Source organism: Patiriisocius sp. 208BN25-11, assembly GCF_058147145.1.
This window is the reverse complement of record NZ_JBYVJY010000007.1, coordinates 144,272-157,033: the sequence shown is the minus strand read 5'-3', so window position 1 is coordinate 157,033 and position 12,762 is coordinate 144,272. Positions and strand designations below refer to the sequence as shown.

Annotated in this window: 8 protein-coding genes; 3 read left to right on the top strand and 5 right to left on the bottom strand. The window is 36.6% G+C overall.

Annotated features, from left to right (window positions below; translation table 11 throughout):
* Positions 1–9: 9 nt before the first annotated feature.
* The 3 genes from ACY2RS_RS10245 to ACY2RS_RS10235 all read left to right on the top strand — a co-directional run bounded on the left by ACY2RS_RS10245 (position 10) and on the right by ACY2RS_RS10235 (position 5,680).
* Positions 10–1,605 (top strand): RagB/SusD family nutrient uptake outer membrane protein, encoded by a 1,596-nt coding sequence (locus ACY2RS_RS10245; RefSeq protein WP_490098559.1) that lies wholly within the window; start codon positions 10–12, stop codon positions 1,603–1,605.
* A gap of 21 nt (positions 1,606–1,626) precedes the next feature.
* Positions 1,627–2,760, top strand: coding sequence for a SusE domain-containing protein (locus ACY2RS_RS10240; RefSeq protein WP_490098558.1), 1,134 nt, complete (start codon positions 1,627–1,629; stop codon positions 2,758–2,760).
* A gap of 97 nt (positions 2,761–2,857) precedes the next feature.
* Positions 2,858–5,680 carry an alpha-amylase family glycosyl hydrolase gene (locus ACY2RS_RS10235; RefSeq protein WP_490098557.1) on the top strand — a complete coding sequence of 941 codons (2,823 nt, stop codon included), beginning with the start codon at positions 2,858–2,860 and terminating at the stop codon, positions 5,678–5,680.
* A 47-nt stretch (positions 5,681–5,727) separates the two neighbouring features.
* Here ACY2RS_RS10235 and ACY2RS_RS10230 read toward each other — a convergent pair whose 3' ends face one another.
* From ACY2RS_RS10230 to ACY2RS_RS10210, 5 genes are all read right to left on the bottom strand, one after another.
* Positions 5,728–6,711 carry an alpha/beta hydrolase gene (locus tag ACY2RS_RS10230; RefSeq protein ID WP_490098556.1) on the bottom strand — a complete coding sequence of 328 codons (984 nt, stop codon included), beginning with the start codon at positions 6,709–6,711 and terminating at the stop codon, positions 5,728–5,730.
* Between the two features lie 336 nt (positions 6,712–7,047).
* Positions 7,048–9,429: a protein-disulfide reductase DsbD family protein gene (locus ACY2RS_RS10225; protein WP_490098555.1), complete on the bottom strand. Its 2,382-nt coding sequence runs from the start codon at positions 9,427–9,429 to the stop codon at positions 7,048–7,050.
* 13 nt (positions 9,430–9,442) lie between these two features.
* On the bottom strand, positions 9,443–10,753 hold the full coding sequence (gene tilS / locus ACY2RS_RS10220) for a tRNA lysidine(34) synthetase TilS (protein ID WP_490098554.1): 1,311 nt from the start codon (positions 10,751–10,753) through the stop codon (positions 9,443–9,445).
* Positions 10,754–10,812: 59 nt separating this feature from the next.
* Positions 10,813–12,105 carry an aminodeoxychorismate synthase component I gene (gene pabB / locus ACY2RS_RS10215; RefSeq protein WP_490098553.1) on the bottom strand — a complete coding sequence of 431 codons (1,293 nt, stop codon included), beginning with the start codon at positions 12,103–12,105 and terminating at the stop codon, positions 10,813–10,815.
* Positions 12,105–12,641, bottom strand: a complete 537-nt coding sequence (locus tag ACY2RS_RS10210) for an NADPH-dependent FMN reductase (protein ID WP_490098552.1) — start codon at positions 12,639–12,641, stop codon at positions 12,105–12,107. The genes pabB and ACY2RS_RS10210 overlap by 1 nt, the downstream gene beginning before the upstream one ends.
* Positions 12,642–12,762 lie beyond the last annotated feature (121 nt).

Genomic DNA, 12,762 nt, shown 5'->3' with positions numbered 1-12,762 from the left:
TAAAAAGTTATGTATACTAAAATCACAAAGGTTCTCTTCTTTTTTACACTTACACTTTTTATGGTGTCGTGTGAACAAGATCTAGAACTTACGCCAGAAGATGACAGAAATACCTCTGCAAATGCATTTGAAGATCCAGCTTCCTATCGTGCTTTTCTTGCAAAAATTTATGCCGGGATTTCTGTAAGCGGACAAGAAGGTCCTGCTGGAAATCCAGACTTAGAAGGTCTAGACGAAGGTTTCTCAAACTATTTGAGATTGTATTGGAAAATGCAACAATTAACAACAGATGAAGCTGTAATTGCTTGGAACGATGGTACCATTCAAGATCTACACGGACAAAACTGGACCGATGGAAATGAATTTATTCGTACCATGTATTCACGTATATTCTATCAAATTGCTTTATGTAATGAATTTGTAAGACAAACAAGTCCAGAACTCTTAGATAGCAGAGGAGTTACAGGTGAATTAAGAGCAGAAGTGCAAAACTATATTGCCGAGGCTCGTTTTATGAGAGCCTTAAGCTACTGGCATGCTATGGATCTCTTCGGAAATGTTCCTTTTGTAACAGAAGATGATGCAATTGGTGCTTTCTTACCGCAACAAATTTTAAGAGCAGATCTATTTGAATACATAGAAGCTGAACTACTCGCTATAGAAAATAGTATCATCGCTGCGAAACAAAATGAATATGGTCGTGCAGATAGAGCCGCTGTTTGGACACTCCTTGCAAAATTATATTTAAATGCAGAAGTATACACAGGTACGCCTCGTAATTCAGATGCCATCATCAATCTTGAAAAAGTATTAGGAGTTGGCTATAGCATTGCACAGGTTCCTTACACGCAACTTTTTTTAGCAGACAATGACACCAATGGATCTCAAACTGAAACCATTTTTGCAATCCCATTTGATGGATTAAACACCCAATCTTTTGGTGGAATGACATTTATGGTACATGCACCTGTTGGAGGAAGTATGGATCCTGCAGAATTTGGCATCAATGGCGGATGGTTTGGTATTCGCACTACCTCAGCATTTGTTGAAAAATTTGAAGGAGAAGAAAACTCAGCCGATGGACGTGCTCAATTTTACACCGATGGACAAACAAAAGAAATTGTAAACATAGGTAATTTTGGAGATGGATATGCCGTAGAAAAGTATCGTAATGTGGATGTAGATGGAAACCCTGGAAGTGATCCAGACAATCATCCAGATACAGATTTCCCTATGTTTAGACTTGCAGACATCTACTTGATGTACGCAGAAGCGGTTACAAGAGGTGGTGGCGGAAATGCTGCTCTTGCTGCAGATTACATCAACGAACTTAGAGTGAGAGCCTATGGTGACACAAGTGGAAATATTAGTAGTGGAGATCTTACTCTTGAATTTATCTTAGATGAACGCTCAAGAGAACTTTATTGGGAGTGTCACAGACGTACAGATTTAATTCGCTTTGGTCAATTTAGCGACCAAGGAATATGGCCCTTTAAAGGAAATGTCCCACAAGGAGTTACTACAGAAGCATTTAGAGACCTGATGCCTTTACCAGCAACAGATCTTAGCATCAATCCTAATTTAGTTCAAAACGAAGGTTATTAATAATTAAACAAAATATTTATAATGAAAAAAATAGCAATTTTAGTAATAGCATGTATCACCGCTTTAGGTTTTAATGCTTGTGAAACAGAAGATGATGTAGTTTTTGTAGCACAAGAAGCTACAGGGCTTACCTTTACAAACTCATTTTCTAATGAATATATTCTTACGCCAACTACCGCTGGAAACCTTGGAGAGCGTTTTACCTGGAGTGCAGCAGATTTTGGAGAAGCCACTGTAGTAACTTATGAATTAGAGCGTTCAGCTACTCAAGATTTTGAAGAACCAACTCTTATTGGCTCTACCTCTGAAACAGAATTTGCTGTAACAATTGGAGAAATGTTAGGTTGGGCTGCAGAACTTGGCTTGGATGCAGATCCGGAAACTGATGCGCCTAACTCAGGAAGTATCTACGCAAGACTCAAAGCTTCTGTAGGAACAGAAGGTGGTTTAGAACAAATTTCTGAAGCAATGCAACTTACTATTGTTCTTCCAGAAGATGAGGCACCTATGGAAGACCCATTACCAAGACTTGCGGTACCAGGACCGCACCAAGACTGGAATCCAGATGAAAACTCAGGAGTACCTTACGTTCCTTATTTAGCTTCAACGGGTATTGGTAATACAGAATATGAAGGTTTTGTATATCTACAAGATCAATTTAAATTGGTTGAGCCTGGAACAGATGGAAGCTTTGCATGGGGAAATCCAGATTACGGTGATGCTACAGGACCTGATGGAAATTACTCTGAAGTATTAGCTTTAGAAGATGAAAGTAATGCTGGTGTACCAGACGGTGAAGGATACTATTGGGTAAAAGCAAACACAACAGATTTAACCTATAACTGTACTAAAACATCATGGGGAATTATTGGAAATGCAACACCAACAGGATGGGATAGTGATACAGATATGACCTGGAATCCAGATTCAAGAACTTGGACCATCGTGATCGATCTAGTAGAGCAAATGCCAACAGATAACGGTCTTAAGTTTAGAGCTAATGATGCTTGGGATATTAATTTAGGAGATTCTGGAGCTGACGGGTCTTTAGAATTTGGTGGTGACAACATTGGCGTTACTGAAAACGGAACTTACTTGGTAACCCTAGATTTATCAAACCCAAGAGCATACACATACTCTTTAGAATTACAATAATCTAAAATAACGGCACTATATTGATAGTAGTTTTGTTAATTATTTGAAGTTAAAAAGAGGGTCTAGGCAACCCTCTTTTTTTTTATAAAAAAACACAATGAAAAAAATAAAATTATTTCTATTTGCTTGGCTCATTTCATGTGTAGCAATCGCACAACAGCAAAATGCAACCTTTACTGTAAGCCCTGCTACTTTTGAAGTAGATGACGAAATAACCATTACAGTTTCAGATATAGATCCTTCTATATGGGATGTATCAGATATCTACCTATGGGCTTGGTATTTTGACCTAAACGATATCCCAGCGGGAGATTCACCCACAAACGGCGCATGGACAAACTCTTCTGAAAGTCAAAAGTTCACCAATAATGGAGATGGTACATTTTCGTTTACCCTCACCCCTTCTGTTTTTTATAATACTTCGGAAATTGGACGTATCGGTATGCTTGCTAAAGCAAAAGACGGTAGTGATATGGGTAACGGCGAACGAAAAACACAAGATCATCTGGTCGAAGTTGGATTGTTTCAAGTAGATCTCACAAGCCCAACACAGACCAATACCATCGTGAATACTGGAGAAAATCTTCTTATTAATGCAAGCTCTAGCACAAATTCAAATTTCGAATTACGCCTAAATGGAGCTTTAGAAACTACTCAAAACAATACCGATGTTTTTAATTATGCGATCGCTATTACTGAGGATTCTTTTTTTGAACTTACTACTACAGATAGCAGCTCTGGAAGCTCAATCACCCATACTTTTAATGCCATTACAACACCAAATCCACAAACTTCCCCAGTGCCTTCAGGGATGAAAAACGGAATAAATCTGGACCCAAGTAATCCAGATACCGCAACCTTAGTATTGTATGCGCCCAATAAAGAATTTATTCATGTTGTCGGAAATTTTAATGATAACGATTGGAGGTTAAGCAATGAAAACTTACTACATATCGATACCGCAAGCAATCGCCATTGGATAACCTTAGATGGACTTTCTAGTGGTACTCCTGAAATTTTATTTCAATATGTTGTGGAGGGAGAAATTTATGTTGCAGATCCGTACTCAACATATATCCTAAATGAATTTGATGATCCTTTTATTGATGCTACAACCTTCCCTAACCTTCCCGAATATCCTACTGGCAAAACACAGTTTGATGTAAGCTGGTTTACTGTGGGTGAAACACCCTATGATTGGCAGATTGAAAATTTTGAAAGACCCAAACAAAATGAACTTGTCATCTATGAGTTACTCATTAGAGATTTTGTGGCATTGCATAGCTATGAAGCATTAGTTGAAAGACTAGATTATCTTCAAAATTTAAAAATCAACGCAATAGAATTAATGCCGGTAAATGAATTTGATGGCAATATTAGCTGGGGATATAACAGTTCGTTTCATATGGCATTAGATAAGTACTACGGTACAAAAAATGCATTTAAAACCTTTGTAGACGAATGTCATGCGCGAGGCATTGCAGTTATTTTAGATGTGGTTTACAACCATGCAACAGGAAGAAACCCTTACTACAGAATGTACAACGATTGTAACGGATGTTTCAACGGACAAGCCACAGAAGAAAACCCAATTTTTAATGTTACCGATCCTAACGGAACGTTCTCATTCTTTAATGATATAGATCATACCTCACCAGATACAGAAGACTATGTTGATAGGTTAAATCAATTTTGGTTAGAAGAATATCATATTGATGGGTACCGTTTCGACTTTACCAAGGGATTTACAAATACCGTTGGTGATGGAGGAAACTATGATGCTAGTAGAATTACAATACTACAACGCATGTACGATGAACTAAGAGCTTTTGATGAAACAGCTTATGTAATTCTAGAACATTTTGCACCCAATACCGAAGAAACAGAACTTATAGAACACAGAGCGACCACCAATCCTAACGAACCAGGCATGATGGTATGGAGTAACCACAATTTCAATTATAATGAAGCGACGATGGGTTATACCAACAACTCAGATTTCAGCTCTATTTCATATCTAAACAGAGGATGGGAAACTCCTTCTTCTGTCGGGTATATGGAAAGCCATGATGAAGAACGTCTCAATTATAAAAATCAGGCCTTTGGAAATGGAAATGCAAATTACGATACCAAAGACTTAGCCACTGCATTGCAGAGAATGGAATTAGCAGGTGCCTTTTATTTTACAATCCCAGGACCTAAAATGATATGGCAATTCGGCGAAATAGGATACGATTATAGCATCAATTACTGCCAAGATGGAAGCATTAATGAAGCCTGTAGAACAGACCCAAAACCTATTGCCTTTGAAAATGGATATTTTGGAGATGAAAGAAGACTTGCACTTCACACAAAATGGAGACAATTTATCGGTATCCGTCAAAATGAACGCATTTTTGATACCGAAAATTTCAGCTTAGATGTTTCAAACAACAATGGTTTAAAAAAGATACAATTAGAAGATCCATCTGCTTCAGGGGATGAAATTCGATATGTAAACATCATAGGTAATTTTGGTATTACAGAACAAATCATAAACCCAGTTTTTCAAGAAACAGGCAGCTGGTATGATATGATAGATGGTTCGCAAATTAATGTCTCTAGTACTTCAGACCTTATTACATTGGCACCAGGTGAATATCATATTTATGCAAATGAAATGACAGAACTTGGAACAACATCTGTTACCAGTAACAATCTAATTAAGCTATTTCCTAACCCCGCGAATAGTTATTTTCAACTTTCTAGAAATGCAGCACAAATTCGTATTTATGATAGTAAAGGGCTCTTAGTCTTTGAGAAGGAAAACTATACAAAAGAAACCCAAATTTCAATAGAAACACTCCCAACTGGAATATACATAGCTACTGGAATTATTGAAGGAAAAGAAACGTTCAATTTCAAAGTAGTAAAATATTAATAACCATCAACACTAAAAGGCCTGTAGCACAAATTGCTGCAGGTTTTTTATTCTCCCAACATCATAACCAAGGCATCTGGTAGTCTAGGTTGCCAAGAAGCTACATTATGATTTCCACCCTCAAATTTTAGGTTTCGAAATAACGAGCTAGAATACCCTTTTTCTTTGAACACATTGTTTACAGCATCTTCATATTGCGTGTAAAACATATCTAAGCCCTTAGTACCAAAGTCAAAATAAAATTTATGCTGACTCGGAGGAGGTAGATTTTCACGCATGTAGTTAAAAAACACCTCTGGTATTGGGTTTCCGGGAGTTGGAACTGCGCCAACCCAATGCGTACTCATACCTATAGCACCCCCAAACACCTCTGGGTATTCACAAACCGCATACATAGATATGAGTCCGCCCATACTAGCACCCGCCATAAAGGTATGCTCAAACCCTTTAGCAGTGGCATATTCTTGATCAATATAGGGTTTTAGCTCTTTTGTTATGAATCTTAAATAATCATCTGAGTTAATCTTAAAATCCTTACTAAAGGCCCTTACAATTTTAAGTAACGAATCTCTTGTTTTTACAGGTAATAAATCGATTGGTTTTTGCGGAAAATAATTTTCGCTTCTTTGACTAGGAATATTATAGACTCCAACCACAATAGCATCCTGTATTGCTCCCTCTGAAACCAGCCTTGAAATAGTTTCGTCAATTTGCATTTCGGGTTTACGTTTGTCTACTAAAGGATCAAACAAATCCTGACCATCATTCATATACAACACAGCATACTCTTTATTGCTAGAATAGTCTTCTGGAAACCATACATCAACTGTTCTTGGGAGTACATAGGTACTTGGAAAAGAATCAAATCTATGGATACTCCCTTTAATAGCTTCATTTGTAATTACTTCAAAGGGAATGGATGCTAGTTTTTCTGTGGTGTTAGCTTTTGAAATAGCTACTTTGTTATTATTTTTTGAGCTAGCACAACCAAACAAAAAGCTAACAAATGCTAGAATATAAGCGTATTTCATAGATGGACGGTTCATTTTTAATTCAAAAAACGAAACTATAAACTAAAATTTTAACAACTGACTAATTGTTTGTTAAAAAAACAACCAAAAAAAGTGTAGTTCGTCTAAAACCGATGCTTTTATAAGAAAATACGTGTTAGTACGTATAGACTTATGAGATAGTGTAATGTAAATTTGATATATAAATTAGTGAATATGTATTTCGAGGAAATTTTCTGTGGGGATAGAAAGTTTATCAAGAATACTACTATAATTTACTAAGTTAGGTTTGTTAAGAGCGCTGCAGATATGTAGCGCTCTATTTTTTACCTAAACAAAAATGTGATTGTAATTATCCTATTTAAAGGCTCCAATTCCAGACTTTAACCAGTTTTTATAATCTTCAACATCTGGCGTATACCCTACTGGTTTATTAAGATTTTCTTCATTGTGATCCATTAGCACATAAAAAGGTTGTGCATTGGCTTTGTAGCGTTTAATTTGAAGATCACTCCATTTGTTACCAATGGTCTTAATTTTCTTGCCTGTTTCTTTACTTGTATACTGTTCGCTCTCCGGGAGTTCTCTTTTGTCATCTACATACAAAGAAATGAGCACTACATCGTTTTTAAGAATTGGAAGTATGTTACTCTTTGGCCAAACATTTTGTTCCATTTTTCTACAGTTTACACATGCCCAACCCGTAAAATCAATCATCACTGGTTTTCCAATTTCTTTTGCATACGCAAGTCCTTTATCATAATCGTTAAAAGCTAAAATATCATGCGGTGCTAACAAATGTGCTCCATCTGGCAAATCACCATGATCTGCGCTTGCACTTCCTCCACCTAATTTAGAATATCCAACACCATAAGGAGATTCACTATATTCCTGAGGTGGTGGGAATGCACTAATTAAATTTAAAGGCGCTCCCCAAAGGCCAGGAATCATATATATCGTAAAAGATAATGTTAATAAGGCTAATAACAATCTCCCTACAGAGATATGCTTAATAGGTGAATCATGCGGCAAGGTTATTTTTCCAAGAAGATATAAGCCTAGGGTTCCAAAAATAGCTATCCAGATAGCAATAAAGACTTCTCTTTCTAACCAATGTAATTGCAATACTAAATCCGCCTGTGACAAAAACTTAAATGCTAATGCTAACTCTAGGAACCCTAATACCACTTTCACAGTGTTTAACCAACCACCACTCTTAGGAAGAGAGTTAAGCCATCCTGGGAACATTGCAAACAACGCAAAGGGTAATGCTATAGCTAATGAGAATCCTAACATTCCAATAATTGGCGCTAGACCTCCTTTAGAAGCAGCTTCTACTAGTAGTGTTCCAACAATTGGACCTGTACATGAAAAAGAGACAATCGCTAATGCTAATGCCATAAAGAAAATTCCTAATATCCCTCCTTTATCGGCTTTACTATCTACTTTATTCGCCCAAGAATTTGGCAACATAATCTCAAAAGCACCCAAGAAAGAAGTTGCAAAAACAACTAATAGAACAAAGAAAATAATATTGAACCATACATTGGTTGACAATGCATTTAAAGCATCAGCTCCAAAAATTCCGGTTACAAGAGATCCTAATAAAACATAGATTACGATAATAAAAATACCGTACAGTATAGCGTTCTTAATTCCTGCAGCTTTGTTTTTGCTTTGCTTCGTAAAGAAACTCACAGTCATCGGTATCATTGGAAACACACAAGGTGTTAACAAGGCTGCAAAACCAGAAAAGAAGGATAAAATAAAAATAGTCCACATACCGCGAGAATCAGTATCATCATCAGAATCTTCACTCACTGAAGCGCCAGAAGCCGAAACAATTTCTGCATTGGCATCTGGTATCGTAAACTCAAAATCCTTCGATGGAAAAATACATTTCTCATCATCACAGGTTTGATAATCCATGGTGATGGTAATATCTTTTATTGAGGTATCTTTTACTTTAATCTGCTGACTAAAACTAGCCGCATTATCAAAGTATTCTAAATCCATCTCAAACACCTTATCATAGCTTGTATGAGGCTCAGTAATTTGACCTAAAGTCCCAACTAACTCATACGGACTATCATCTTCTAATCGAAGAGAAGTTGCTATCGGACCAATAATCGTTGGGTCAGAATCATCAAAAGGCTTAATAGAGTAGACATGCCAGTTTTTCTGAATAGTAGCATTAAAAACTAACTCATACGTATCATTTCCAATCTTTTTGATTTCCGAATCCCAAGTAACTGGTTCAAAAATCTGACTCCCAGCATTTGATGTATCTTCTTTAATGGCAAGTTCAAACTCCTCCATTTCAAAAATACATTGTTTGTCATCACAAGATTGATAGTCTACACCTGCGTTTATTGTCGTTAAAGATGGATCTAGTACTTTGATCTTTTGAACAAACTGAGCTGTATGATCAAAATAAGATAGTTCCATCTCAAAAATCTTGTCAAAGCTACTATGAGATTCTCCTTCACTAACATTTCCTATCAATTCAAACTTCTTGTCTTCGTTCTGAAATGTGAACAAAGTCGGAATAGGGCCACCCTCAGGAATATTTTGTGTATACAAATGCCACTCATCCTGAATATCAGCATTAAATATCAACTCATAGGTGTCATCTCCAGTTTTCTTAACTTCCGAATTCCATTTTACAGGCTCTAAAATTTGTGCAAAACCACTTAAGGTCGCAACCAAAAACAGTAGTATAGGGAGTAACTTTTTCATAGGCTATAGTCGTCTATTTATTCCATTCAATTTTTAAAATATCTTTTGTTGTGTCGGTGACTTTAAATCGATCATCTGCTCTTAAGCCGATTACCCAAACAATGGTAGCATCACTTTCTAACAACCAAATTTTTTCTTTGGCGACCAAAGATAACTTTTCATCTTTAAAAAACTTACTAAGTTTCTTTTTTCCTTGCATCCCAAAGGGTTGAAAAACATCACCTTCACGCCATTTTCTCACTTTTAAAGGATACACCAATTTTGAAGCAGCTACGTAAATGGTAGTAGCATCAATATTTCCCACTTTATTGGTAGGAGTAAGTGTCAATGTTAAAGGATTGTTTATATTTTTTTGATTTTTTTCAATAAAATATTCTGAAATATCCTTTTTCAAAGTTCTTTCTGTAATAATCAAGCTGGTTCTGTCTTTCAACACTTGATATTTCTTAGACAACACCTTTTTCCCTGACCCACTCGCTAACAACTTAGAGATGGCTTTAAAGTCTGTAAAGCCAAACGGATATAATAACTCAAATAATAAGGATTTCGTATTTGGTAAGGCCTCTAATTGCTCAATATCTATCTCAAAACCATCTTCTTGTTGTGTAACCACAAGTTTAGAAACCAAAGCCATATAATCGTCTAATAATGCGCTGGTTTCTTTGAGATGTTTTTGTGTTTGTTTAAAATTTTGAAGCACTGTTTTGTTTACTTCTTTAAAAGAAGGAATGGTATCAAGCCTCAACTTATTTCGGACATAATCACGCGATGTATTACTGCTATCTTCTCTCCAAAACAACTGCTCTTTTTTTGCATACTGTAAAATTTCAGCCCTAGAAAAAAGAAGTAAAGGACGTATCACTTGTTCGTTTTGATCGGGTATTCCAGTTAATCCGCGTAAACCAGTACCTCTAGAAAGGTTAATAAAAAAGGTCTCTAGATCATCATCTGCATGATGTCCTGTTGCTACAACATCATATTCATGATCGTTAGCTAGTTGTCCAAACCATTGGTATCTTAGTTCTCTTGCGGCTACTTGTGTCGATAGTCCATTTGCTGTGGCATATGTTTTGGTATCAAAAACCTTCGTAAATACAGGGATATTGAGTTGCTGCGCAGTTGTTTCAACAAAAGCAAGATCTTCATCGCTCTCCAATTTCCGAAGTGAAAAATTACAATGTGCCACACCAACATCACATCCTAATAGATGTAACAAATGCAGTAATACCATACTATCTACTCCCCCACTACAGGCTACTAACACCTTTTGTTGCTGTAAAGAAGGAAATCTATTTGCGATATGTTTTTCGAATTCTTGAAACACGTTTTCTGCACATGATTATAGTGCATAAATAGCAATAAAATATCGCTAACACAATTTTATTAGCTCAATACCTGTCGCATGGCTTTGGCTTTCAATAAACACTCTTCGTATTCGGCCTCTGGTATCGACTTGGCAGTAATAGCACCACCCACCGAAAAGCTTACATAGTTTGTAGCAGCATTGTACAAAATACTACGAATCACCACATTAAAATCGAAATCGCCAGAAGGTGTAAAATAGCCCACAGCACCACTGTAGATCCCACGCTTTGCATCTTCTAGTTTTTCGATAATGTGCATGGCGCTAACCTTAGGTGCGCCTGTCATGCTGCCCATTGGGTAGGTATTTTTAATAATTTCAACAGGAGACATGTCTTCAGAAACCTCACACTTTATTGTCGAAATCATTTGATGCACTTGTTCAAAGGTGTAAATTTTGCAAAGCTCCTCCACCACTACACTGCCTTTTGCTGCAAACCGAGACAAATCGTTTCGAACCAAATCTGTGATCATGATATTCTCACTGCGTTCTTTTGGATCGCTTTCAAGCTGTTTAATGAGTGCAGTATCTTCTTCTTTAGAAACAGCACGTTTTGCGGTCCCTTTGATGGGCTGCGAAATAACTTGCTGACCCTCCTTTTTTAAATACCGCTCTGGAGAGGCAGATAACACATACTGTTGTTCTAACTTTAAAAAGGTAGCAAAGGGAGGTTTAGACAATTCATTTAAGTGCCAAAAAGCTGCAGCTGGATTGAGTACCACATCTTCGCTAAAAAACTCCTGACAAAAATTAGCTTCATAAATATCACCCCGTTGTATGTGTTGTAACATCTTATTTACTTTACGATGATAGCTATCTTTTGAGGTTCGCAATCGTATTTTAATGGGTTTTTCTGAAATATTCTTTTCGGAAATTTCCGTGCTCAAAATTGCTTCCCAATCGGTTTCCACCTCATCATCCACCATGTTTAGGTACGCAAGGGTTAGTGTTGTTTCGGTAAATAGAAATACCTTCTTGGGCTGAAAAAAATACAATTCTGGAAATGTTAATCCGTCATAATTTTTGGAGTCCAAAGCCTCAACATCATTTTTAAGATCATAACTCAAATATCCAAACAGCCAATCTTTGGTAGTGCTTTGGTATTCTTCAAGCTGCTCAAAAGCCTTGCTAGCATCTGTTTTTATTGCGGTAAAGGCATCTACTGCCAATATAGCTGTATAACTACTATGATTTTGTTGGTAGGCGTTAGAATCTAACCAAGCAACTTCTTCAAATTGTTGAGCCCATTGCAACAGTTGTTGCTTTAGAGTATCGGTAAGTACTACCTGATGTGTTTTAGAAAAACGCTTCACTACAGCGCTGCTACTAATTTAGAAACTGCCTCCTGAAGTATTGCAGCTTGTTCTTGATTCGTGACTTTTGATGTTTCTACTGAAAAGTTCTCACTAAAAGATGGAAATGGAATGCTGTCTACAATGGCCACCTTCTTTCTCGTGTAAAAATCTGTAAGATATTGAAGGGCTGTTTTACCACCTCTAGCTCCAGGAGAAGTACTTAATAAAAGCACTTTTGAACCTTCTATATAGCTACCATCGATTCTTGACAACCAATCTAATACATTTTTAAAAAAAGCAGACACAGTTCCGTTGTGTTCGTTTACGGAAATTATGACACCATCGGCAGCTTTAATTTCTGAAACCAATGCTTTTAAAGTATCGGGAAATCCTTCTTTATTTTCTATGTCCTCGCTGTACATAGGTAGTTTAAAATCGGTAAGCTTTAACACACTAACATCACAGTTTTGAACAGTAGAAGCTACATATGATACTAAAGCATGATTTATTGAAGTACTACTATTACTTCCTGCAAAGGCTATTATTTTTTTCATTTTTTAAAGATATTGAAATTTAAAATTATATCGATGATGAGTAAAAAAATAACATTGAGACTAACAAAAATAGTAGGTAATTAACTGTCACCCTGAGTCTGTCGAAGGGCTTCGACAAGCT